This window comes from Pararhizobium arenae (assembly GCF_001931685.1).
Classification (GTDB): Bacteria; Pseudomonadota; Alphaproteobacteria; order Rhizobiales; family Rhizobiaceae; genus Pararhizobium; species Pararhizobium arenae.
Genome location: NZ_MOOY01000003.1, coordinates 15,623 through 37,075, shown reverse-complemented (window position 1 = coordinate 37,075; position 21,453 = coordinate 15,623). Strand labels below are relative to the sequence as shown.

Genomic DNA, 21,453 nt, shown 5'->3' with positions numbered 1-21,453 from the left:
CCGATACCGACGGAGGTTCTCGCCCGACGCTTCGGCTTTCGGTTTTTCACGTTCTCTCTCGCAAAACCGCTGCACAGTTTTGCGACATGCTCTATAGGCAACGGGAAACATAGCGCCACAACGGTACGCTGTGCGGGGGCTCACAGGGAAGTGATGGCAAAGTGACTGCGCATCCGTCTTTTCCGCCGCAAGAAGCCTATCTTCCCGCATCGACATCCGCATTTGCCCAGGCCCGCCCCGCATGAATCGTATCGTCCCGCTGATCCTTGCCGTTGCTCTTTTCATGGAGCAGATGGATTCCACCGTTATCTCGACATCGCTGCCGGCAATCGCGCACGATCTGGGGGTCGGGCCGATTACGCTCAAGCTGGCGCTGACCGCCTATATGGTTTCGCTGGCAATCTTTATTCCGTTGAGCGGCTGGATGGCGGACCGGTTCGGTGCAAAACGCATTTTCCGGGCGGCCATCGTGGTCTTCGTCATAGGCTCGATCTTCTGCGCGGTGGCCGACAGCATCTTCGCTTTCGTCGTTTCCCGTTTCCTGCAGGGCATGGGCGGCGCCATGATGACGCCGGTCGCCCGCCTGGTTCTGGTGCGCAGCACGCCGCGGAGCCAGCTTGTCAACGCCATGGCGCTTCTGACCATTCCGGCGCTGGTCGGGCCGCTTGCCGGTCCGCCGCTTGGCGGTTTCATCACCACCTATTTTTCCTGGCACTGGATTTTTCTCATCAACGTGCCGGTCGGCATCGTCGGTTTCATCCTGTCGGGAATTTACCTGCCGGAGGTGCGCAGCGATCAACCGCCGCCCATCGATGTCACCGGCTTCATCCTCAGCGCCATCGCCGCCGCCGGCACGATGTTTGGCCTCTCCGTGATGAGCCTGCCGGCGCTTCCGCCGGTGGTCGGCGCAATGTCCGTCGTGATTGGCGTTGTCGCGGGTTTTCTTTATGTGCGTCATGCGCGCTCGCACCCGGCCCCGCTTCTCGATCTCAAGCTTTTCCACGACAGCGCCTTTCGCGCAGCGGCGATCGGCGGCACTCTGTTTCGCATCTCGATCGGCGCAACGCCCTTCCTCCTGCCGTTGATGCTGCAAGTCGGTTTCGGGCTGACGCCCTTTCAGTCCGGCCTGATCACCTTCTCCGGCGCCATCGGCGCGATCACCACGAAGTTCATCGCCAAGCGGGTGCTGACGGTCACCGGTTTTCGCACGACGTTGATCGTTGCAGGCATCTGCGGCACGATTTTCACCTTCATCAACGGCCTCTTCACGCCCGCCACACCGGCACTCGTCATGATCGGCGTGCTTCTGCTGGCTGGCTTCGTGCGCTCCTTCTTCTTCACCAGCGTCAACGCGCTTTCCTTTGCCGACATCCCGGATCGGGACGCCAGCAAAGCCACCTCGATGAGCGCGGTGCTTCAGCAGATGAGCCTTGCCATGGGGGTCGCGATTGCTGGCGGCATCCTGGAAATCGAATCGACGTTTAGCGGTTCGGCCCTTGAATTGCAGGACTTCCAGTTAGCCTTCATGGTGATTTCGGCGATCACGCTCACGTCCATCATTCCCTTCATCCGCATGTCGAAATCGGCTGGCGCCTCCGTGTCCGGTCACCGGATGCCGCGCAAGGAAGGAATCGGGGCAGAGAGCATGGGCAGCGGCAAGTGATGCCCTACCGACGTGTCGCCTGACGCGGCGGCGCTATCCGCTTGAACTCGATGAACTTGCCCATCGGCGCACGGCAGACGGCGGAGGGATCGCGGTTGCTTTCCTCCTGCGCAAAATGCAGGGCTGCGGCCTCGGAGGCAAACAGCCCGCCGACGCGATCAAGCTTGTCTTCGACAACCCACCAGCCATGATGATCGCGGCCGACGGTGAAGCGCGGCGTCGCCGATTTGAGCGGAAATTGACTACCCATAATTCTGCTGCCTTTTGATTTTGATTAAAACGTCTGACGGGCAAGCCAGCCGGCCATGACATGCAGGCCGCCGGCGAAGACGAGCACGCCGCCGAGCCGTATCATCGTGTAGCGGAAGCCGTCGAACGGCTTAGTTGCTTGTGTGACGGGGTTGAGTTTCACGGCGTGAATTCGCGGTTCATCGGCCATGTCAGGCATTGTCTTCTCACTTCTGGTAATGCTGGGGTTGACGGGGAGCAGCCGGCGACGGGCAGAGCACCGGCGCAAGCGCCATGCGGATCGCGGCGGCGGTCTCCGCCACGATAGGCGTGATTGGCAGGCGGACATCGTCGTTCATGCCGCGTAGCAGGCAGAGCCCGTATTTAAGGGCAGCAACCGCGCTTTCCCGCTCCAGCGCATGGAACAGCGGGATGAGCCTTTCCTGCAACATCTGCGCCGAGGCGAGATTGGCTGTTGAGGCCGCGTGATGCAGCGTCACCACAAGGCGCGGCACGACATTTGCGGCGGCAGAAACGGTGCCGACACCGGCCGCGAGATTGAAGGGCAGCGCCGTCAGGTCATGGCCGGAATAAAGCTCGAAGCGCTGGCGCAGCGCCGCCGGCATCGTCATGAGCCGGGTGATATCGCCGGTCGCATCAACGATGCCCCTGATCGCTGCAAGTCCGGCAAGCCGCTCCAGCGTGCGCGGCGCGAGATCGACGGCACAATGGGACGGCGAAAGCCCGACGAGGATCGGCATATCGACACTTTGGGCAATCGCCTCGAAATGACGGAACAGCCCTTCCTGCGACGGTTTGCTGTAATAGGGCGTCACGACATAGGCCGCCTGCGCACCGAGCGATTTGGCCTCGGCCGTTCGGGTGATGGTCGTTTCGGTCGAATTCGTTCCCGTGCCGGCGATGACCGGAACCTGCCCGCGCGTCGCCGCAACGGCAAGGCGCAGAAGCGTTGCGCGCTCGCGGTCCGTCAAGGCCCAGGCCTCGCCGGCCGTGCCGGCGACCAGAAGACCGCCGACGCCGCTTGCAATCTGCCACTCGATAAGGCGGACGAAGGAAACTTCGTCCAGCGCCAGTCCATTGAACGGCGTCACCAGGTCGCAGATGACATTGCCGGGGAGCGATGCTCGCAAACTCTCAGACATCGGCTTCACCCTCCGTGTTTCCGGATAAGACCATGTGCTGGCGGACACTGAAAAGCAGGGCGGCAAGGATTGCGGCGACCGCATCCCGTTGCGTCGCCTTGAACGACGCGCTGGGGAAATCGACGAACTTCACAATGCAGGTCCAATCGCTATCGGACGGATGAAGAAATTCGATCCGCCGGGCTGGCCGCGTGCTCTGCACGACCAAAAGCAGGGCGTCGCGGAGGGCATTTCGCTCCATAAGGGCGCGGAACTCCGGCGAATACCTGAAGTCATCCGACAGCTGGCCGGCCTGCGACAGGATGCGGACGGCCTCCCAGATGTGGTGTTCATGCACTCTGCCGGCCTGTACGCGGGCCATCAGGCTCGCCAGCGCCTCCGGCGGTGTCATGTGTTCAAGCTCGGAAGAAACAGCGCGCGCCTCTCTTGGAGACTGCGCCGACGATATCGACAGCATGGGACGCCTCACCCGAAAAAGACGAGAAGGGCGCCGACGGCAAGCACCGAAAAGGCGGCGGCGCGAATGTGGAACGTGCCGGAGACAGAGCTAGTGCAGCAGTGCGCAGGAACATCCTGCCGACCGGCTTGGGGCATCGTTTCGGCAAAGCCGTCACGACAGGACAGATACGCATACGTGGAAAACATCGACGTCATGGCCTCGAAAAGTTTCGATGCCAGGAAAATAGAGGGGCCGCCCATTTGAAATCCATTGGTCGAAATCGGCGAAGACATAAAGATTTCGCATGAATTTTCCGATCCCGGGAGGTGGTGGCCGCGCTGTTTCATGTGAGCTCAGCCGCGATGCGGAATCGATGGATACCGCACCTCGAAGGCAGCCTGATTACTCGCCGATTTTCCCGTGCAACCCTTATTTTTCCGGGCACGACCGAACGTCACAGCAGGTTCACGGCGCCATGCAATATCCCCTTCGTCAGCTCAACCGGAGGCTCGCATGTCAGACCGTCAGAAGACCCGCGCACGGCCCAATCCCCGACGCGCCTTTTCCGCATCCTACGGCGAAATCCTCGCCGAAGGCGTCAATCGCCGCACCGTTCTCAAGGGCCTTTTCGGATCGGCGGCCATCGCCGCCTTCGGGCAGGGTCTGTCCCTTCTGCGAGCCGAAGCCGCCGCTTCGACGACCCTCACCTTCGAGGAACTGCAACGGGTTCGCGACCCCGCCGACCATTGGCCGAAGGGCTACAGCCGCCAGATCGTTGCGCGCTGGGGCGATGCGCTGTTTCCCGACAGTCCGGCGTTCGACATAGCGAGCCTGAACGGCAAGGCGGCCGAGCGCCAGTTCGGCTACAACAACGACTTTACCCAGTTTCTGCCGCTGCCGCAGGGATCGACGACGGCCGATCACGGCCTGATGGTCGTCAGCCACGAATACGCGACGCCCTATCTGATGTTCCCTGGCCTCACCGAAGAGGACTACCGCGAGAAGTTGAGCGACGACCAGATCCGCGCGCTGATGGGCTGTCTTGGCGTCAGCGTCTTCGAGGTGAGGAAGACGGGCAAAGAATGGAAGGTCGTTCTCGACAGCAAGTACAACCGCCGCGTCCACCTGGGCACGGAAATGGATATTTCCGGCCCGGCCGCCGGCGATGAGCGCCTGAAGACCAAGGCAGACCCGACCGGCCGTAAGGTTTTCGGCACCATCTCCAACTGCAATGGCGGCATCACCCCATGGGGCACGATGCTCTCCGGTGAGGAAGGCGCGATGGACGTTTTTGCCGGCGACTACAAGACGCTGCCGAACCAGGAACTGGTCGAGCGTCAAGGCTGGGATGAAGACGAGAACGACATCTATTCCGTCAGCCGCGTCGAGCCGCGCTTCAAGTTCGAGGAAGAGCCGAACGAATGGATGCGTTTCGACTGGGTGGTCGAGATCGATCCCTTCGATCCCGAGGCCAAGCCGGTGAAGCGCACCTCGCTCGGCCGCATGACCCATGAAGGCGCGCAGGTCACCGTCGCGCCGGATGGCCGCGTGGTCGTGTTCATGGGCGATGACGACGATTTCGAATATCTCTACCGCTTCGTCACTCGCGATCCGTGGAACCCCAATGATCGCGCCGCCAACAAGAACCTGCTCGACGACGGCACGCTCTCCGTCGCCAAGTTTGCCAGCGACGGCACCATGACGTGGATACCGCTCATCGCCGGCAGCGGCCCGCTGACGGCGGAAGCCGGCTTTGCGACACAGGCCGATGTGGTGCTGAACACCCGCGCTGCCGCCGATCTCGTCGGCGCAACGCCGATGGATGCGCCGGAAGGTTTCGTTCCTCACCACGGCACCGGCAAGCTCTATGTCGCGATGACCGAGAACGAAGACCGGCTGGCGGCTGGCGAGGGTGACGAACGCGAGACGGTGAATGTCGCCAACCCGCGCGGCCCCAATCCGCATGGCCACCTGCTGGAACTCGTGCCGCCCGGCGCGCCGGACAAGCCGGACCATGCCGCCGACACGTTCAAATGGGATGTGTTCGTGCTCTGCGGCGATCCGGCCAAGGCGGAGGATGAAGCGATGTTCAACCCCGGCACCTCGGCATCCGGCTGGTTTACCGATCCCGACAATCTCGGCGTCGATCCCGCGGGTCGCCTCTGGGTCACCACCGACGGCCCGCCGCCGGAAGGCATCGCCGATTCGATGTATGTGATGGACACGGAAGGCCCGGGCCGCGCCCTGCCGAAACTGTTCTACATCGCCCCGGTCGGTTCGGAATGCTGCTCGCCCACCTTCACGCCGGATGGAACGAACGTTTTCGTTTCCGTCCAGCATCCGGGCGAACTGCGTCTCTCGGACAATGAAGATGCGACCGCGATTGCCGATGCGGGAACGGCCTGGCCGGATTTTGCCGAAGGCATGCCGGCCCGCCCCTCGCTGATCGTGATTACCCGCGACGACAACGGCGTCGTCGGGAACTGACGACAGGCAAATGCCAGCCGGTGAAATCTGTCTCATCGGCTGGTGAAACACTGCGGGATCGCAAGAGAGGCCGGATCGCTTATTCTTCCGGCTTTTCACAGACGGCGGACAGCTTGTTCCCATCGGGATCACGCACATAGGCGGCATAGAAGTTCGCATGGAAGGGTCGAAGCCCCGGCGGGCCTTCATCCGTGCCGCCAGCCGCCAGAGCCGCCTGGTAGAACGCATCGACGGCGGCCCGGCTTTCAGCCTCAAGCGCCACCATCGAGCCATTGCCGATCGTTGCCGGTCGGCGATCATAGGGCGTGACGACCCAGAGGCGGCAGCGACTGTCGCTTGGTGCGGCATAACCGATCTCGACCGCATCTTCTTTCCTGCGCTCGAAGCCGAGCGGAAGGAGGGCCGCATCATAGAAACGACCGGCAGCCGCCAGATCATTGGTGCCGATCGTCACATAAAGCAGCATGCTTTCAGTTTGCCTCGACGTCGTCGGCGAGATCGCGATCCACATCGAGATCATCGATGTCATCGTGCAGTTCATCACCCGCCGTCGGCCGAGCACCAGAGCGGCCTTTGAAGCCCTTGGCGAGCAGGAACATCTCGACCGATTCGGCGCGCGATGAGGCCGGCTTCACATGGATGACCTGCTTGAAATTCTGTTTCAGCAGCGTCAGCAGCTCGCGCTCCGTGCCACCCTGGAAGGTTTTCGCAAGGAAATGGCCACCCGGCGCCAGAACATCGATAGCAAAATGGGCCGCGACTTCGCAGAGGTGCATCGTGCGCAGGTGGTCCGTCTGGCGATGGCCCGTGGTCGGGGCTGCCATATCGGAGAGGACGAGATTGGGAGAGCCCCCCAGCGCGTCCATCAGTTGATCCGGCGCGGTCGGATCGAGGAAATCGAGCTGTAAGATGCGCACGCCCGGAAGCGGGTCCATCTCCAGAAAGTCGATGGCCACGACCTTAGGGTCTGCATCTGTCGAGCGCGTCACGTTCGCGGCGATCTGCGACCAGCTGCCGGGCGCGGCGCCAAGGTCGATGACGCGCTTCGCACCGGTCAGGATCTTGTGCTTCTCGTCGATCTCCAAGAGCTTGAAAGCCGCGCGGGCGCGATAGCCTTCGAGCTGGGCGCGCTGAACGTAGGGGTCGTTGATATGACGTTCCAGCCAGCGGCGCGAAGATGCCTTCAGCTTGCCCTTCTTGACCTTCTGACCCAGTTTTCGCCCGGTGCGGTTTCCGCCGATCGGGGGTTTCGTCATGATGCGTTCCCTTCGCGCGAACCATGCGGCGCGCTGCCGCGGGGATGACGGCGACCGCGGCCGCGGCGCCAGATGCCATCGTCGGCCATCATATCGGTGAGCAGGCCTTCGCGCAGCCCCCTGTCCGCCACGCGCATGCGCTGCGACGGCCAGCGGCGACGGATCGCTTCCAGAATGGCGCAGCCGGCGAGTACCAGATCGGCGCGATCCGGCCCGATACACGGGTTTGCGGCACGGGCGGAAAAATCCCAGGAGAGAAGCCGCGCCTGCATGGCCGAAACCTCATCATCGGACAACCAGACGCCATCGACCTTGCGGCGATCGTAACGCGGCAGATCCAGATGCACGCCGGCAAGGGTCGTCACCGTGCCGGAGGTGCCGATGAGATGGAAGCCACTGTCATTGCCGGCATCGTCGAGCAGATGGATCGCCGGGCAATCGAACCGCGCCAGCATGCCCTCCACCTCGACCACCATCGCCTCGAAACTTTCCGGCGTCACATCCTGCCCGCCATGACGTTCCGACAGGGTAACGACGCCGACGGGCAGAGACGTCCAGTGGGTGATGTGATTGGCCAGGCGGCTGGAGCGGTTTTCACCGATACGGATCACGGCGATTTCCGAAGAGCCGCCACCGATATCGAAGAGTACAACAGATTTCGTTTCGCGTCCGACAAGCGACGAGCAGCCGGACACGGCAAGCCGGGCTTCCGTTTCGCGGTTGATGATTTCCAGTTCGAGACCGGTTTCTTCCCGCACTCGCTCCAGAAAACTTTCGCCGTTTTCGGCGGCACGCGCCGCTTCCGTGGCGATCAGGCGGCTGCGGCGGATATTGCGGCCTTTAAGCTTGGCCGCACAAATCTTTAGGGCTTCGATGGAACGATCCATCGCTTCCGGAGAAAGACGCCCGGATGCACCAAGCCCCTCGCCCAGACGAACGATTCGCGAAAAGGCATCGACAACGCGGAACTGCCCCGGCCGTGTCGGCTGGGCAATCAAGAGACGGCAATTGTTCGTGCCGAGATCGAGCGCGGCATAGAGCGGCGCGCCGTGATCGGTGGACACGCCCTCCGCGCCATGGAACTGACGACGTTCTCCCGATGGCGGGCCGACCGGCCGATCGTGCGCCCGAGACGTCTCCGCAACAGGTGACGGGTTCACGCGGGTTGCCGCCGTGCCGCTGCTCTTTGATTTTTCCGCAGCAAGCGGCCGCCCTTGCAAGCCACGCCGATTGCGTTGCTTTCGCCCGTGCTCCTTGTGGAGAGCAGACTTGCCATCCTGGGATTTTTTTTCGCCTGGGGCTTCGCTGCCCGCGGAAAGGGTATTCACAGGCTGCGCGGCCTTGGACCGCCGCCTGCGCTTGCGCTTGCGAACGGGCTCCGCGCCCGGGTTATCTTTCAATTCGGGACGCCCTGCCTCGCCGGCAACGCCGGTAAGGCTGACATTCGCAGACGGGCTACGCGACGGCTTGCCCCGCCTGCGCTTCCCTTTGCCGGACCGGGACACAGTTTGCCCCTCGATACGGCCTGCTGCCGACGCCCCGGAAACGGACGGCTTTTCGCCGTTGTCGGGGTCTCTCACGTAACTGTCCATTGCACCGCGCGGAACTTGCCGCTCAAGGCGCTCATCTTGATCTTCGTTGGCAGGGACTTTACCAGCGAGCGGGAATTTCACCAAACTCTTTTTCTGGGCAGCACCTTGGCGGATCCAATCACAGCGTCAACGCGCCTCAAGGCACAGGTTTGCGCTCCAGAGAACTGATGAGACCTGCGCGCGGGTGCCTGGACTGGGACAGTAAGGCAAGCAAAAGCCTGCTCATCGAAAAAAGAAACGCCGCCGACCTTTTCCGATCAGCGACGTCCATTGAAATGTGACTGCAAGGCTTCTCAGAAACCCGTGCCGCCCCGCAGCTCGTTGATGGCCGTGCGGATCATGATCTTGATATCGAGCATCAGCGAGAAATTGCGGATATACTCGACATCGCAGACGATGCGGCGGATCGCCAGCCAGCGGTGCGTGGTGGGGCCACGAAGACCCCGCGCCTGCGCCAGCCCCGTGAGGCCCGGCCGCATCAGATGGCGATATTCATACCCCTGCACAAGATCCGAATAGTTGCGCCCGGCCGCCAGCATATCCGGCACATGCGGACGCGGACCAACCAGTGACATGTCACCGATCAGAACATTCCACAGCTGCGGAATTTCATCGAGGTTGGTCTTGCGCAAAACCTTGCCCAACCGCGTGATGCGAGGATCGTTGTCGGTGGTCTGCGCGACGCCTGAGGTGTCGCACTGCTCCGTATACATCGAGCGGAATTTCAGGATTTCGAACGGGACATCGTTCCGCCCCGTGCGGATTTGACGGAAGAACACCGGACCACGGCTCTCGATCTTGATGAGGGCCGCGACCAGGATCAGCAAGGGGGCAAGAACGAGAAGCCCCCCGAAAGCACCGATAATATCGATGACGCGCTTGGCGACAAGTTGCGCCGACTTGGTCGGAGCGCTTGCCGGATTAATGTAGAAATTGCTCTCTTCCGGGGCGCGCTTTTGGCGCAGGGATGCAAATTCACCGCGCCCGGAGGACTTCGGAGCAAGAACAGACCCGTCGATCGAAAGAGCAGACGAATGATGTAAAACAATATTTTCCGTCATAACTTCCAATACCTCTGGAATTTTTGACTTCAGACCAAGACATTGCCTCTCCAAAACGCGGAAAGGCCTTCCGCCCCGGTCCCCAAAAAAATCTTTATTTTAAAAACAGGCAAACCTGCACCAACAGGCGCATTCCGCCATGACATTTCCCTGAACGGATGTAATTCCACCCCGGAAGTGAACTGAGGCTTGATGGCTTTTTTCTTTTTTTAACTACTTATTAAATATAAGCGTCTTTGGCAAGATTGTGCAATGCCGAAGTTGAGCCGAATGGTTAATTGACGGCAGGAAAATCTGGTTCATTTTTGGGCACATCAGACGCGTCCGGTCAGGCCGGGACAATCAACGGGTTCCACCGGCTTTCGCGCCGGCTTTGCGTACCATTTCGACCCACCTGCCCGGCTAGAGGATGGCAGGCGCTGATTTTGGAGAAACATCAGGCTGTAAAAAAAGCCTTCATCGACACCTGCAATTTTCCACAGGGCGCCAAAAAGCCTCTTGCCTGAATGCGCGAATATGCTAGAAGGCGCCACGAAACGAGCTCAAGTCTGTCTGACCGGGACAGAATGGCATCTGCCTTCAACTCGCTTTTGCGCAAACACATCATGTTTGCTTGGCCCTTTTGGGGAATAGGTTAACGGTAGACCCACGGACTCTGACTCCGTTAGTCCTGGTTCGAATCCAGGTTCCCCAGCCAACTGTTTTCGCTACGCTTTTCCCACATTGAAATCAGAACATCTTCGAACGTTTGGGCGTTCATTTGGGAGTTTTCGTTCTTGCTTCGAGCTTCCGGATGGCGTTCTCCCCTAGTTTCGGATCACGTTTGAGGTAATGGGCGTCGAGGATCGAGCGCACGTCACGTAGGCTATGCCCGGTGATTGTCGCGATCTCTGCTTCGGTGCATTGCGCGATCGCAAGCCGCGTTACGGCCGTTCTTCGCAGGTCGTTGAAGGTAACCCCGACGACACCTGCCGCCTTTCGAGCCTTGTTAAATGAGGAGCGAAACCCGTCCGCAGTCCACGGCTCACCGTCGCTGTTAAGGAGGAACAGGCCGTCGCGGCGATTCGCTTCGTCCAGCATGGCCTTGAGCGGCGCACCCACCGGAATGACGACGCGCATTCCAGTCTTCCCCTGCTTGAGACGGATCACTTCGCCATCGTACTGCGTCCACGCGAGCTTCAAGAGATCGCCCTGCCGCTGCCCCGTCCAAAGCGCCAGCATCAACGGCAAATGGAGATGACGCGGAGCGCTGGCAATGAACCGGGCCTCGTCATCGTCGGTCCAGATGTTCTCGGCCCGAGATCCACGATAAAGACGGCCACCCTTTTCACAGGGGTTAGCGCTGATCAGACCGCGCCCATGCGCCCAAGACAGAATGCGGGCCAGCACCTGCCAACCGTAATCAGCCTGTCGGCGCGAGGCTTTCGCCCGCGCGTCCCGCCACTCCATGAAAATGCCCCGCGTCCGGCGGTCGGACAGCGCCGATAGCGGGAAGTCGCCAAACTTCGCTTCAATGACCTTGATCAGCCCCACGTAGTCTTTCTGCGTGCGCGGCGCGAGTTCGTCCCAATCACTGCTGAATTGAAAGGCACTGAGAATGGAGAGAAGGGCCCCGCTCGGCGGCTGCACCTTCTTTGCAACCGCCGCATTGTACGCAGCGATAAATTCAGGGTCACCCGGCTTGCCGGGCAAACGAGGCCCGCCTTTCCAAGCGTAAAAGTAGACGGCTTCAGAGCCGTCAGCGAGCTTCGTCTTGACGCGGTTTACGCCCTTCAGCCTAACCCGCATTTTGCTTCGACAGCCATTTATCCAACGCCGCCCCCTCACTTTCCACCGCGCCAGGCGCAGCGATCACGATGCGCCCTGTCTTTGGATCGATTTCAACACTGCCGATCGTCATGCCCGCTTTTGTTGCGCCCCGCACTGCACGCATGACATCCGCCTCTTTAAAGGGAATAAGACGCGCCATCAGCCACCGCCTTTTTTGATGTATCGGGTGAGGTCGATGGCCCGCATCTTGATCGGACTGGTCTTGCCGTCCCCCTCGAATGTCCTCAGCTTGCCCGCCGCATGATAGCGGCGGACTGTTTTCGTGGAGACACCCAGCTCGTGGGCGATTTCGCCAATGCTCAACGGTCTCTTTTTGTCGGCTGCCATTTCAGTCCCTCGCTCTGGTTGACATGCTAGGCGCTCATCGGCCGGTCAGAAAAACCATCGGAAGGATCGTCCAGCTTTCGAATGATGTTGAGGGAGACAAAGCGCTGGCTACGGTCGAAGAATTCGCCATCAACTAGCTGCCAACCCCAATAATGCGTGATGGGCTTGCCACCGATCAGCATCGGCTCACCCTTGCCGTTAAGTACCGTGAACGCCTCGATCCAGTACGGGACCGCCAAACCGTCCATGCTCAAAAGATACAAGCCATCACCGTCGAACGGCTGGTACTTGATCTGGCTGTAGAAGTTACCCCGGAAGCTTCCATCCTGATTGGTCACCCACCCATGAGCGACATTCACCGCCTGCGGGTGCATCTTCATCAGAAGGCTACGTAGATGTTCGAACGCTGCGTCGATCTCGGTTTTCAACGCAATATCCGGCGATGGACCTGTAGCTTCCGCCTTAGCGTCTTCGATCCACGCGAGTTCATCACGGGAAACTACGGCCGCCGCTGCAACAGCCGCGCCACCGCCCAAAAGGGTACGTCGAGAAAGAGCGGTCATCGGCTAGCCTCCGCAAACACATTCCGATTGAGCCAGGCGCGAGGGGCTTCGAGGTCTTCGATCGATCTGTTGACGAGATCGCGCAGGCATTTCGACCCTTTTAGGCCGCCATCCTCAAGCGTGTACAAAGCCAGCCAAACGCAGCGCAGGCGATCTTCTATGTCATCAATGATGTCCACCAATTCGAGTGGTGTTGCATCTTGCAAAGGTTCGGTATTAGGATCATCGGGCATTTCAGATTCCTTTCTGATGCGTAAAGCCAATCGGCGGGTCTCAAGCTACCGATTGGCTTTTTTCGTTTTGGGTTAGGTCAAGACCATTCCGAACAAGCAACCTAATTGCTTGCGCCCTTGACCCTATTCGCGCCTCGAAACGATAATCATCAATTTCACGGAGCAGAGATGGCTCCAGCATAATGGGCACTCTTTCGGTTTTCTGTTCCATTCGCGATTCCTTTTAGTGGCTATTAGCCATGCGGCACAAAATGGCTTATAGCCATACTTGCATCAAGGCTGAATTCATGGCTAGTAGCCTCTATGAACGAGAAAACACTTCAACCGCAGGATAAGTATGTGGTGCGCTTCCCAGACGGGATGCGCGACCAGATAAAAGCGGAAGCGGAAAAAAGCGGCCGTTCCATGAATGGCGAGATCATTCACAGGCTGGCAGCGACCTTAAAAATTCACGTTGCGTTTGCGGAACAGGCGGCTTGGGAGTTTCCCGAAGAACTCACTTTCCATTTGCTGAATGAGGCGAGCTGGAACAACCGGTCCTTCAAAGAGGAAGTTATTGAGCGCCTCCAGAACTCACTGCACTCGCACGCCAAAGTTGAAAACAGAATTTACGACCTAGAAAAAGAGAAGTGGCGCCTACAGGAGAAAGTTGACGAACTTACGAGGCTCCTAATGCAAGCAACTCCTTATGAGCGACTAGTGCTTGAAGAGCGGGAATATTACACCAATAAAAAGAATGGCATTGGCCTTACATCCGGCGAGATGAAAAGGATGCTTGAAATGAAGCCTATAGGCGACCGTGGACGTCGAATATTCAATGTGAGAACGGATAACAACGCCTAAGCGCTCATCGCCTTAGGGCCAGCAAATTTGCTGATCCGAAAAGGTCGTGAGCTGCGACAATTTTTATATGTCGCAGCTCACGAAGTTGAAGCCTTCTCACTTGGAAGGTTTTCCATCTCGCGATAAGTGTTCCAGTTGGGAACGTTATTTGCCCATGGTTGTAAGAGCTCGACTAGATGATACTCCCTGACTTCGTGAAAACACTTTACCGCTTTCAAGACCTTCCGCCTGAGGAACTGCACCGCCGTGTTAAGGTCGCAAATGCTCGCACAATTTGGTGGGCAGAGGTTTATGGGAATGGCGCCTTGGCGTTTCTCATCTCCTTTCTTCTGTCACCAGCAATTGAAAAACGCCAGATCAGAATTGTTGAAGAGCCACACACTTGGGTCTGGATTTTCGTCGCATTGTTCCTTTATTTCGTAGGCCATAAAATTCTGAATAACCTGGTAGAGGAGACGGCGTGACCCTATCCTTTGTTTTGATAACCTCCGGTATAGCCCTTATTTTTGGTGTTGGTGTTGCCGTTCATCAGCATCTGACTGCCCGTGGGCTCAGAACTGCCTATTCGCTAAATAGAGCCCAATTGTCTGGGGATTCCGAACAGGTTGGTAGCGAGGAGAGGCCGGAGGATCCGGTGCTATCTGCCACTTTGAATAGCGAAGTGACAGTGGGTGAAGTAGACAATCCGGAGATTTCCCAGATCGACGATAGCGAGACCTCTCAATCCGAAAAAGTGAGGCTCTCCCTACGCGCGGAAATGTGGGCATTAAAACAAGCAGAAGACCTTCTGGAGCGAGAGCTTGAGCTCAGACGCCTAGACACGCCGCCCAAGCGGGTCAAACAGTTTCTGAGAATCAAAAGAAGGTCACGGCCCTTTCGGAGTAAATCGATCCGTGAGGTTCATGAGATAGTGCTGAAAGATGAAAGCGGACGTCTTCGTGTTGTCGCGGTAAACGACCAAGGAGAGATTGTTGCATCTGAGATGTACGAGGTACTTGCAGACAAATCTACAGATTTCCAAGGAAAGCGTACCCAGTAGGCATAATTAGGCCGCCTGCCGGAACCAGCGGTCGAAGATTTCGCGCGTGAGGTAAAAGACGTTGCTCTCGCGCTCCGCCTCTCGCCGGCGCAATTTGCTGGCCGCCTTTGTGCACTTCGAGCAACAGTAGATCGCGACCGGCGTTTTCGGCCGAAACGGCTTCTCGCATTTGTGCCAGGCGCAAAGCCTGGGTTCAAGCAAAGTAGGCGACAATTAATTGCCACCTGTACGGAAACTAAAAACGGCTGAAACCGAATTTGGAACAGCGGAGGCGACCGTGGTTTATGAAAACGTAGAAGGCGCGCTCAGCGCAGCAGTTGACGTGATCAATGTTCACAGTAACAAAATTCTGCAAATGCAAGGCGAGGCGCTTATTCACCGGACGATAATCCGGCGGCTTATGTCCTTGTTGTTGGTCAATGATGAAGAGCTGGCGAAGGTTTGGAACGATAGCATTGCCGGGGATACGGAATTTTGGAAAACGGAGCTTGAGGACTGTAGCCCCGCGACTAGGACACAGATCGAAGCAGGGATAGCCGAAATCGAGCGCTTCAGGGCGGAATATTCCGACGAAAGCGACTCACGACCGCGCTTTTCCGTCATCGATGGCGGCAAGCCGAATGAGTAGCGAATTCTACGTTTATGAAAACTGGCGGCGTGACCGAGGCGGTATCCACCGTGCCGAGTGTCGCTATTGCAATTTCGGCAAAGGATTCCAGGCCGAGGATGGTGGCAAAAACGGCAAGTGGCACGGCCCTTATGATCGCGACACGGCGTCGACCAAAGCAAATTCTCTAAATCGCTCTGGTATGAAAGAATGCAGCGTCTGCAAGCCATGAGTAACCTGAAAAGCATTCTCATCAGGAATGCTTTTCGCGTTTGAGGTAAGGCCGGCCTTCCGGACCTGCTGTTGACGTATCCGGCCGACCATGCAACGCCTTTTCATACGGTCGCGCTTAGCCGAACCGCGTCACATACAAGAACTCGCAACCCAGTGGCTGCATTGCCAACGCGGAGAGAAGTATGGTCGATATAGTTGCAGGGATGGGCATGCTTGCTCAAGCGATCGGGATCGCAAAGGATATCCGCGAGATTGACAGGGGCCTTGATCAGGGAGAGATCAAGGCAAAAATGGCCGATTTATACTCGGCACTAGCTGATGCAAAAATGGCTTTTGCGGACGCCCAAGGCGAGATGAAGGCGAGAGAGGAGGAAATCGCACGCCTCCAAGAGGCCTTCAAATTTCGCAGCACACTCGCCGAGTATCACGGGTTCAAGTATGAAGCCTTCGAGGACGGAAGCCCCAGAGGCCGCCCGTTTTGCCCTCGATGTGAAGAAAACCACGGGCGATTTTATCGACTTACCAGGTTTGGCAAAGGCATGCTCAATATGATGTGCCCGGAATGCAAGACCGAGTATGCGAACGTTTCCAATTTTGCATGGGACAAGCAAGCCTAATCGACATCACCACAAACTACGTCGCATAAGATAGACCCTATTGACGTATGCAGCGCAAACCAATTACAAGTATGCACTGCATATATAAACAAGCTCATGAGGTGGCTCGTTGATAGGGAAATTCGAAGAATTGACGCTATTGGCATTGGTAAAAGCTGGACCTGACGCGCACGCCGCAAAGGTTTTCGAGGTTCTGGAGACAAGCCTTGAAAAGGCCCCGCAATTCGCGGCGCTCTATACCGCGATCGATCGCATGGTCAAAAAAGGAATGGTCTCTGAGACCAAAGATGAAAAGGACAAACGCGGTAAGCGCTTGTTCACGATCACCGGCGCGGGCCGCAAAGCGCTGGACGAGGCTTACAATGCAACGCATGCTGTGAATTCCTACGGGGGGAAGCTTGCATTGGGAGGTTCTTTCAATGGATGAAAGCACGCCTTCGATGGATAAACCGCCCCTTCGGAAGTTGAATAATTTAGGGCTGAAAATGCTTCTTCGTACATTTGACGCGAACGGCATGACTTCCCCTTCGGGGCGAAAAGCAAGCGAAATATTCGATCTCACGCTAACCGAACGGGATATTGCCGCCTTCAATGCGCTCAAAGAAGAACCTGACCAGCCTGGAATGGTTAGAGTGTCTCTTTCTACCGGGTTCGCCGCAACGACTGAGCTGCTTCAAACACAGAATGCGATTGATCGCGCGACCCAAATTCTAGACGGCCATACGAAAAAAGCTGAGCCAGCCCTACCGTCTGCCTTCTTGTTCGAGTTGCTGGTGCCAGTAGCCTTGTCTGGTGATTTTCTCGCAAATCTTGAAATCGTTTATTCTGAAAAATGGCTGACACGATATGGGAAGCGGCAGGCTAATATGCTGTGGCACTCTCAGTGCGCTCGTATGGCAGCGCGCCATTGGGTTGATCGCATCACAGAGACGTTTACCGCAATTCGTAAAATAATCTGGTGAAACGGAGAAACTTTGATGGCCAATTTCGAGCGCGTTCTTCGTAACGTACTGAACGGGCTGCCAGAGCAATCACCCGAAACCCGAGAGCGCGTCTACATGAAAGCGATCCACGCAACTGATCGCCAGTTACGCGCCATGCAACCTCTTCCCTCCGAAATACTGATAAGAAGGCAGATGGCGAACCTCGCGGATGCCATTTTCGCAATAGAAACCGAGTCGGGATATGATCTCGCGAAGGTGCTGGCCGAACGGGCAACATGCAAAGCGCGCTCAATGAGTGTCATTCGATCAGCGTCTGCACTTGTCGGTAAATTGATGCCCCTTGAGCGAGCGTCAGATTTCCTTTCCAACTTAGAAGATTTGCATCCCCGATGGACGGCCCAGTATGGCGAGAATGCAGCTCGTGGCAAAATCTACTTAGAGTGCGTCGCTTTCGCTTTTCTGTATCAGCGATCGCGGCTTGTCTCTTCCGTGAGCTGGTTCAGTCGCTCAGATTGATGCAATTTGGAACAAGCGCCTAGCTTCACCAAAGACTTCTAAAAGAACATCATGGGCCGATACTCGACCGCATTAGAGCCTGTTGTTATTTCACTTCAGGCATACGCTTCGTGGCCGCCACCGGTAGGCTTATTTGGCTTGCCAGTTTTGCAAAGGTAACCGCATGAGCCACCAGCACAGCGGCAAAGCCATTGTCTTGGAACTGAGATGACAGACGATCACAAGCTCCCACGTCCGCCCGAAAGCATCAGCATTGAATGCTCCGTCCGCCGACAATGGGAGAGCATCCTGGAACTCTGGCGGAGAGGATGGCACTCTGAGTCTGCAATCGACCGTTTGGAAGACTACATCGAGTTCCAGCGTGAGAAGGTTTTTGTTTCAGGCACAGCGGAGGGAGATTTCGACTGGGAAGGCGACTGGCTAGCTGCTGTCCGGCATCACGATCTAAAGCGTGACTTTGTTGCGAACCGCAGGGCCCACAATGATGACCTTCGAAAAATGTGGTCCGAATGGCTTGATCGAAATTACTCCGGAATGGCAAACTTGGCCCTCGAAGCCTTGCGCAGCATGGTCTTAATAAATGGCGCTTCGATCCTGGCTTGCCTTACACTGTTGTCCGGCCAAATTTCAACACCAAGTCCAGCAGCCGTCCTCGCGGCGAAAGTAATGATTTTCTTCTCCATCGTAAGCCTGATTATGATGGCTGGCGGCCATGTCATGGCATTTGTGCAAGTCGAAGGTGTTGCCTCGCGGGTCAGAGGTGTGATGGTTGGCCATATGCGTCATCGGCGGCTTTACGCGGTTTCACGCTATGTAGACCGATTTCTGAATAGAGCGCTTGTCTGGTCGAGCGCGCTCATCTACGGATCAATATTCTTGTTCGCATTCAGTGCGCTCATTTCTGCAATCATACTGATAACCGGCAGCGGCTGACGTTTTCACGTCTCTTTTCGTGTGCAACTTACAAAACCAATATTAAGCAGCAGAACAATCGCGATGATTTCGAGCTTCGCAACTGGTCTCGTTTTTTTTTGCAAACAACAATTCCTCACTGCAATTCCAAAGCCGCGTCAACTGCAACCCGTCGGACAATTGCAACAACGTGATCCGCGCCAGACGAAGACGTAGCTGCTCTACATCTACCTTCGAAGATTGATCTTAATACAACAACCATTATGATCCTTGCTGGAGCCGAAGTGCGTAAACATCGGTAGTGGATCGAACAGCCGGCCGAGTCGTGCGCCACGAAGTAATGAGGAGACCGTGGCAAAACGGCAGGATGCACAGCGGTCCCCTCTGAGCGACCCTAAAGAGACAATCCACATCACCTTAATCCATGGCACCTTCGCTCCCGGTGCTGCCTGGACAAAACCCGGTTCGCTCTTTCGAAATACGATCTCTGAGGAATTTGATGGCCGCATCGAATTCCACAGTGACTTCTGGTGGTGGGGGCTTCCCAGCCACTTGAACCGACATGTTGCCGGGATGCGGCTTCAAAAGTACCTATGGGACTTAACAACGAGCCATCCTGGAAGGCATTTTGTAATCGGGCATAGTCACGGCGCCCTAGTCGGCTTGTACGCCGTTCGAGACCAAGACCTCGCAAAACGAATTGAAGGCGTCATATCGCTATCGACCCCATTCTTGATCGCCCGGCCGAGGGAGCTGAGCATCTTAGGCATGATCGCCCTCATCTTCGGCTTTATCGCCTTTTTCGCGATACCAGCGAGCTTCGCCCCTATCCCGTTTGCGGCCTATATCGACTCCGAGCTGCCATGGTATTTAGGAGCACCGATTTTTTTGGTCGGACTAGCTTTGCCTGTAGTGGGCCTGATGGCGATAGCCGGAATAATTATTGGCGTCGAAAAACTCACCAACTGGTTTCTCACGACAATGAAAATCCCGAACATCCACTCTGGTCGTCTACTGATCGTGCGCGGACCAAGCGACGAGGCAAGTGCGCTTATCAGCTTGTTTCACGGACTGGAATTGCTTGTGACAGCAATTTGGGGTCGCCGAGGGCCTTTTGATAGGTTTATCCTTGCAAGCGCGCGACGCCTCTCGAATGGTGTCGAAAGGATTCTGAATGCAGTTCCAATGTGGTTTTGCGCGATATCATGGGCTTGGTTTTGGCTTGGCAACCTGTTGACTGTTGTCGCTTTTATGTCCGCAGCGATTTTTAGTCTAAACTTTCCAGAACAAACTGAGGAAATAAAGAGAACCGCGTGGGCACCGTTCAATCCGCGCTCGCATTTATGGCCAATGCTAGGAATAATCTACCACTACTCAACAGCGGTACTGCCATTCTGGTTGATATCAGCGATCGCTATCACCGCATTTCCAACATTCATCTTCCTCTGCTTAACCGGCTTCGCATTCTCACTTGCAGTCAGCGCGGGAGTTTTTCTAGGGCTGTGTTTTTTGGTAGCCGTTTCATGCACTGCTTTCCTCGCTATCACGAGCGTGCCGGAGCTGGGCCCGTGTGCCGCCACGGTAGTGGTCTCGGTTGAAGCTACGCCACCTGGCCGATACGAGGTTGAATCAGGCGACGATACCGCGCGCATAGATGCTTTTCTCACGCATTCTTGGTCGTATTCACATCCACAGGCTCTTGCCGCAATTTCGGCGTGGCTCAAATTGCCAAAACCAGATGCTCCCCTGATTCCCCCTCTGCCAGAGCCGAAAACCCAATCGGAGAATCCTTTTTCCTAAGTACCCGTTCGATGGACCAGAGTTGAAGCTCTCGATTACGAGTGGGGTGCGGGGACATTGGTGGGTCAAATTGGCTTCAACCAGCACCATGGCTACGAACTCAGCCGCCGTCATTCGTCTTGTCTCAGCGATACCGATCTCGCGGACAAAAGTCACAAGCCAGTCTTTGTCGCTTAGTTGAATGGCGAAGGGGGTGGACTTGGTCAAAGGGTCTCCTTTGCTGGCGGAGACCAGCACAGACATGAATATTGATCCATTGACAAAAATAATAGCGTTCGATACGCGGCCACCCACCAAATGAGGCCCCGTCCAGGCCCGCGCCAAGCTATGGATGACAGTCTTGCCCGAGGCGGTGAACGCAGACGACGGAGGCGATTCTTAAGAGCCTCATCAGGAGGTCTGCGGCATCAAAGTATGCTGGTCGCGCTCAGCGTCGCAGACAATCTCGACATGCCCCAATGCGGCGGAACCGGACGCTCCTGCATATGGACCATGGCCGAAGCGATCCACATCAATCAATCCGCGAAGCCCGAGGATCGCCTTTACCGGGTCCGACTGTTCTCGGACCCGTCGATCTGTCAAACCAGATTCAACTAATGCGAAGTAAATAAGCGGTGGCTATATGACACCCCCGCAGATTTCTAATTTCAGAAGTACCTCGTGTATTGCCTCGCCAACCTTGACCCCTCGAAACATGGCTCGGGCGCGGGGAGATCAGCTTTCCGTTGTGGGTCTGGCTCTTCGACCTTCGCTAACTGCGCCTTGCTTCATCCCTGATTTGATCAGGATTGCTGTTTGCCAAGCATCTTCTCGACGAACAAGCCGACAGGCCCCTTCGCGCCCGTCCGCTTGGCAGCGTCGCGGCTTGCCTTCTCGCGCACTCTGAGGGCGGCATCGCTGGCGTGCTTCTTCGTCACTGTCTTGAAGGAGCGGAAATCGCCCGCATGCTTTGCCTGAAGCTCCGGAGACGCGTCCCAGGCTTCGCGCAGCCGCCGGCCGAATGCATAATCAGTCCAGAGCGGAAACTGAAACTGCAGATCGGCGTTCGCCTGCCATTCCTCGTGCCAGACGTTTACCTGTTCACCATAGTTCATCTCAC

28 protein-coding genes and 1 tRNA gene are annotated in these 21,453 nt (G+C 57.2%); 14 read left to right on the top strand and 15 right to left on the bottom strand.

Features of this window, described 5'->3' with window-relative positions:
• The first annotated feature begins 241 nt into the window (after positions 1-241).
• Positions 242-1,663, top strand: coding sequence for a DHA2 family efflux MFS transporter permease subunit (locus tag BLX89_RS06705; RefSeq protein WP_075289908.1), 1,422 nt, complete (start codon positions 242-244; stop codon positions 1,661-1,663).
• A gap of 4 nt (positions 1,664-1,667) precedes the next feature.
• Here the strand turns inward: BLX89_RS06705 and BLX89_RS06700 are convergent, their stop codons facing one another.
• From BLX89_RS06700 to BLX89_RS06685, 5 genes are read right to left on the bottom strand one after another with little or no spacing between them, the layout of a single operon-like run.
• Positions 1,668-1,913 carry a hypothetical protein gene (locus tag BLX89_RS06700; protein ID WP_075289907.1) on the bottom strand — a complete coding sequence of 82 codons (246 nt, stop codon included), beginning with the start codon at positions 1,911-1,913 and terminating at the stop codon, positions 1,668-1,670.
• A gap of 24 nt (positions 1,914-1,937) precedes the next feature.
• On the bottom strand, positions 1,938-2,111 hold the full coding sequence (locus tag BLX89_RS24610) for a hypothetical protein (RefSeq protein WP_158025939.1): 174 nt from the start codon (positions 2,109-2,111) through the stop codon (positions 1,938-1,940).
• Positions 2,112-2,118: 7 nt separating this feature from the next.
• The gene (gene dapA, locus BLX89_RS06695) at positions 2,119-3,054 is read right to left on the bottom strand and encodes a 4-hydroxy-tetrahydrodipicolinate synthase (RefSeq protein WP_075289906.1); all 936 of its coding nucleotides are present in this window, start codon (positions 3,052-3,054) and stop codon (positions 2,119-2,121) included.
• Positions 3,047-3,511, bottom strand: coding sequence for a hypothetical protein (locus BLX89_RS24160; protein ID WP_143523536.1), 465 nt, complete (start codon positions 3,509-3,511; stop codon positions 3,047-3,049). The genes dapA and BLX89_RS24160 overlap by 8 nt, the downstream gene beginning before the upstream one ends.
• An 8-nt stretch (positions 3,512-3,519) precedes the next feature.
• Complete coding sequence (locus tag BLX89_RS06685; RefSeq protein ID WP_143523535.1) at positions 3,520-3,840, bottom strand: hypothetical protein; 321 nt, start codon at positions 3,838-3,840, stop codon at positions 3,520-3,522.
• Between the two features lie 166 nt (positions 3,841-4,006).
• On the opposite strand from BLX89_RS06685, the gene BLX89_RS06680 reads away from it, so the two are divergent.
• A complete protein-coding gene (locus BLX89_RS06680; protein WP_075289903.1) occupies positions 4,007-5,980 on the top strand; it encodes a PhoX family protein in 1,974 nt (657 codons plus the stop codon).
• A 79-nt stretch (positions 5,981-6,059) separates the two neighbouring features.
• On the opposite strand, the gene BLX89_RS06675 is transcribed toward BLX89_RS06680, so the two are convergent.
• The 4 genes from BLX89_RS06675 to BLX89_RS06660 form a co-directional block, all read right to left on the bottom strand.
• Complete coding sequence (locus tag BLX89_RS06675; protein WP_075289902.1) at positions 6,060-6,446, bottom strand: VOC family protein; 387 nt, start codon at positions 6,444-6,446, stop codon at positions 6,060-6,062.
• 4 nt (positions 6,447-6,450) lie between these two features.
• Positions 6,451-7,236, bottom strand: coding sequence for an RlmE family RNA methyltransferase (locus tag BLX89_RS06670; protein WP_075289901.1), 786 nt, complete (start codon positions 7,234-7,236; stop codon positions 6,451-6,453).
• Entirely contained in the window at positions 7,233-8,816 is a 1,584-nt protein-coding gene (locus BLX89_RS06665) for a Ppx/GppA phosphatase family protein (RefSeq protein WP_075290374.1), read from the bottom strand. The genes BLX89_RS06670 and BLX89_RS06665 overlap by 4 nt, the downstream gene beginning before the upstream one ends.
• Before the next feature lie 305 nt (positions 8,817-9,121).
• The gene (locus BLX89_RS06660; protein WP_083637360.1) at positions 9,122-9,889 is read right to left on the bottom strand and encodes a sugar transferase; all 768 of its coding nucleotides are present in this window, start codon (positions 9,887-9,889) and stop codon (positions 9,122-9,124) included.
• A gap of 623 nt (positions 9,890-10,512) precedes the next feature.
• Between BLX89_RS06660 and BLX89_RS06655 the strand changes: the two genes are divergently transcribed.
• Positions 10,513-10,586, top strand: a tRNA-Gln gene (locus tag BLX89_RS06655).
• A gap of 59 nt (positions 10,587-10,645) precedes the next feature.
• On the opposite strand, the gene BLX89_RS06650 is transcribed toward BLX89_RS06655, so the two are convergent.
• The 5 genes from BLX89_RS06650 to BLX89_RS06630 form a co-directional block, all read right to left on the bottom strand.
• Complete coding sequence (locus BLX89_RS06650) at positions 10,646-11,581, bottom strand: tyrosine-type recombinase/integrase (protein WP_342587589.1); 936 nt, start codon at positions 11,579-11,581, stop codon at positions 10,646-10,648.
• An 85-nt stretch (positions 11,582-11,666) separates the two neighbouring features.
• Positions 11,667-11,858 (bottom strand): hypothetical protein, encoded by a 192-nt coding sequence (locus BLX89_RS06645; protein ID WP_075289899.1) that lies wholly within the window; start codon positions 11,856-11,858, stop codon positions 11,667-11,669.
• The gene (locus BLX89_RS06640) at positions 11,858-12,046 is read right to left on the bottom strand and encodes a MerR family DNA-binding transcriptional regulator (RefSeq protein ID WP_075289898.1); all 189 of its coding nucleotides are present in this window, start codon (positions 12,044-12,046) and stop codon (positions 11,858-11,860) included. Before BLX89_RS06640 ends, BLX89_RS06645 begins: the two co-directional genes overlap by 1 nt.
• A gap of 26 nt (positions 12,047-12,072) precedes the next feature.
• Positions 12,073-12,609, bottom strand: coding sequence for a hypothetical protein (locus BLX89_RS06635; protein WP_075289897.1), 537 nt, complete (start codon positions 12,607-12,609; stop codon positions 12,073-12,075).
• Positions 12,606-12,842, bottom strand: coding sequence for a hypothetical protein (locus BLX89_RS06630; protein ID WP_075289896.1), 237 nt, complete (start codon positions 12,840-12,842; stop codon positions 12,606-12,608). The genes BLX89_RS06635 and BLX89_RS06630 overlap by 4 nt, the downstream gene beginning before the upstream one ends.
• A gap of 303 nt (positions 12,843-13,145) precedes the next feature.
• Here BLX89_RS06630 and BLX89_RS06625 point away from each other — a divergent pair, with 303 nt between their 5' ends.
• The 11 genes from BLX89_RS06625 to BLX89_RS06575 all read left to right on the top strand — a co-directional run bounded on the left by BLX89_RS06625 (position 13,146) and on the right by BLX89_RS06575 (position 20,354).
• Entirely contained in the window at positions 13,146-13,685 is a 540-nt protein-coding gene (locus BLX89_RS06625; RefSeq protein ID WP_075289895.1) for an Arc family DNA-binding protein, read from the top strand.
• Between the two features lie 176 nt (positions 13,686-13,861).
• Positions 13,862-14,149 (top strand): hypothetical protein, encoded by a 288-nt coding sequence (locus BLX89_RS06620; RefSeq protein ID WP_075289894.1) that lies wholly within the window; start codon positions 13,862-13,864, stop codon positions 14,147-14,149.
• Positions 14,146-14,724: a hypothetical protein gene (locus tag BLX89_RS06615; protein ID WP_075289893.1), complete on the top strand. Its 579-nt coding sequence runs from the start codon at positions 14,146-14,148 to the stop codon at positions 14,722-14,724. Before BLX89_RS06620 ends, BLX89_RS06615 begins: the two co-directional genes overlap by 4 nt.
• Positions 14,725-15,001: 277 nt before the next feature.
• Positions 15,002-15,352, top strand: a complete 351-nt coding sequence (locus BLX89_RS06605; RefSeq protein WP_075289891.1) for a hypothetical protein — start codon at positions 15,002-15,004, stop codon at positions 15,350-15,352.
• Positions 15,345-15,563: a hypothetical protein gene (locus BLX89_RS24155; RefSeq protein ID WP_143523532.1), complete on the top strand. Its 219-nt coding sequence runs from the start codon at positions 15,345-15,347 to the stop codon at positions 15,561-15,563. The genes BLX89_RS06605 and BLX89_RS24155 overlap by 8 nt, the downstream gene beginning before the upstream one ends.
• Before the next feature lie 184 nt (positions 15,564-15,747).
• On the top strand, positions 15,748-16,182 hold the full coding sequence (locus BLX89_RS06600) for a hypothetical protein (protein ID WP_075289890.1): 435 nt from the start codon (positions 15,748-15,750) through the stop codon (positions 16,180-16,182).
• 109 nt (positions 16,183-16,291) lie between these two features.
• A complete protein-coding gene (locus tag BLX89_RS06595) occupies positions 16,292-16,609 on the top strand; it encodes a PadR family transcriptional regulator (protein ID WP_083637359.1) in 318 nt (105 codons plus the stop codon).
• Positions 16,602-17,144, top strand: coding sequence for a hypothetical protein (locus BLX89_RS06590; RefSeq protein WP_075289888.1), 543 nt, complete (start codon positions 16,602-16,604; stop codon positions 17,142-17,144). Before BLX89_RS06595 ends, BLX89_RS06590 begins: the two co-directional genes overlap by 8 nt.
• Positions 17,145-17,159: 15 nt before the next feature.
• The gene (locus tag BLX89_RS06585) at positions 17,160-17,642 is read left to right on the top strand and encodes a hypothetical protein (protein WP_075289887.1); all 483 of its coding nucleotides are present in this window, start codon (positions 17,160-17,162) and stop codon (positions 17,640-17,642) included.
• A gap of 207 nt (positions 17,643-17,849) precedes the next feature.
• The gene (locus BLX89_RS06580) at positions 17,850-18,575 is read left to right on the top strand and encodes a hypothetical protein (protein ID WP_075289886.1); all 726 of its coding nucleotides are present in this window, start codon (positions 17,850-17,852) and stop codon (positions 18,573-18,575) included.
• Positions 18,576-18,905: 330 nt separating this feature from the next.
• On the top strand, positions 18,906-20,354 hold the full coding sequence (locus BLX89_RS06575) for a lipase family protein (RefSeq protein WP_075289885.1): 1,449 nt from the start codon (positions 18,906-18,908) through the stop codon (positions 20,352-20,354).
• A gap of 782 nt (positions 20,355-21,136) precedes the next feature.
• Here the strand turns inward: BLX89_RS06575 and BLX89_RS06565 are convergent.
• Positions 21,137-21,448: a hypothetical protein gene (locus BLX89_RS06565; RefSeq protein WP_075289883.1), complete on the bottom strand. Its 312-nt coding sequence runs from the start codon at positions 21,446-21,448 to the stop codon at positions 21,137-21,139.
• Positions 21,449-21,453: the final 5 nt, after the last annotated feature.

Bases quoted from the DNA above. Each gene is read 5' to 3' on its own strand.
- BLX89_RS06635 (WP_075289897.1), bottom strand. From the start codon at position 12,609: ATGACCGCTCTTTCTCGACGTACCCTTTTGGGCGGTGGCGCGGCTGTT.
- BLX89_RS06625 (WP_075289895.1), top strand. From the start codon at position 13,146: ATGAACGAGAAAACACTTCAACCGCAGGATAAGTATGTGGTGCGCTTC.
- BLX89_RS06620 (WP_075289894.1), top strand. From the start codon at position 13,862: ATGATACTCCCTGACTTCGTGAAAACACTTTACCGCTTTCAAGACCTT.
- BLX89_RS06680 (WP_075289903.1), top strand. From the start codon at position 4,007: ATGTCAGACCGTCAGAAGACCCGCGCACGGCCCAATCCCCGACGCGCC.
- BLX89_RS06660 (WP_083637360.1), bottom strand. From the start codon at position 9,889: ATGACGGAAAATATTGTTTTACATCATTCGTCTGCTCTTTCGATCGAC.
- BLX89_RS06600 (WP_075289890.1), top strand. From the start codon at position 15,748: ATGGTCGATATAGTTGCAGGGATGGGCATGCTTGCTCAAGCGATCGGG.
- BLX89_RS24610 (WP_158025939.1), bottom strand. From the start codon at position 2,111: ATGCCTGACATGGCCGATGAACCGCGAATTCACGCCGTGAAACTCAAC.
- BLX89_RS06640 (WP_075289898.1), bottom strand. From the start codon at position 12,046: ATGGCAGCCGACAAAAAGAGACCGTTGAGCATTGGCGAAATCGCCCAC.
- BLX89_RS24155 (WP_143523532.1), top strand. From the start codon at position 15,345: ATGAGTAGCGAATTCTACGTTTATGAAAACTGGCGGCGTGACCGAGGC.
- BLX89_RS06585 (WP_075289887.1), top strand. From the start codon at position 17,160: ATGGCCAATTTCGAGCGCGTTCTTCGTAACGTACTGAACGGGCTGCCA.
- BLX89_RS24160 (WP_143523536.1), bottom strand. From the start codon at position 3,511: ATGCTGTCGATATCGTCGGCGCAGTCTCCAAGAGAGGCGCGCGCTGTT.
- BLX89_RS06630 (WP_075289896.1), bottom strand. From the start codon at position 12,842: ATGCCCGATGATCCTAATACCGAACCTTTGCAAGATGCAACACCACTC.
- BLX89_RS06675 (WP_075289902.1), bottom strand. From the start codon at position 6,446: ATGCTGCTTTATGTGACGATCGGCACCAATGATCTGGCGGCTGCCGGT.
- BLX89_RS06580 (WP_075289886.1), top strand. From the start codon at position 17,850: ATGACAGACGATCACAAGCTCCCACGTCCGCCCGAAAGCATCAGCATT.
- BLX89_RS06685 (WP_143523535.1), bottom strand. From the start codon at position 3,840: ATGAAACAGCGCGGCCACCACCTCCCGGGATCGGAAAATTCATGCGAA.
- BLX89_RS06645 (WP_075289899.1), bottom strand. From the start codon at position 11,858: ATGGCGCGTCTTATTCCCTTTAAAGAGGCGGATGTCATGCGTGCAGTG.
- BLX89_RS06705 (WP_075289908.1), top strand. From the start codon at position 242: ATGAATCGTATCGTCCCGCTGATCCTTGCCGTTGCTCTTTTCATGGAG.
- BLX89_RS06670 (WP_075289901.1), bottom strand. From the start codon at position 7,236: ATGACGAAACCCCCGATCGGCGGAAACCGCACCGGGCGAAAACTGGGT.
- dapA (WP_075289906.1), bottom strand. From the start codon at position 3,054: ATGTCTGAGAGTTTGCGAGCATCGCTCCCCGGCAATGTCATCTGCGAC.
- BLX89_RS06565 (WP_075289883.1), bottom strand. From the start codon at position 21,448: ATGAACTATGGTGAACAGGTAAACGTCTGGCACGAGGAATGGCAGGCG.
- BLX89_RS06590 (WP_075289888.1), top strand. From the start codon at position 16,602: ATGGATGAAAGCACGCCTTCGATGGATAAACCGCCCCTTCGGAAGTTG.
- BLX89_RS06700 (WP_075289907.1), bottom strand. From the start codon at position 1,913: ATGGGTAGTCAATTTCCGCTCAAATCGGCGACGCCGCGCTTCACCGTC.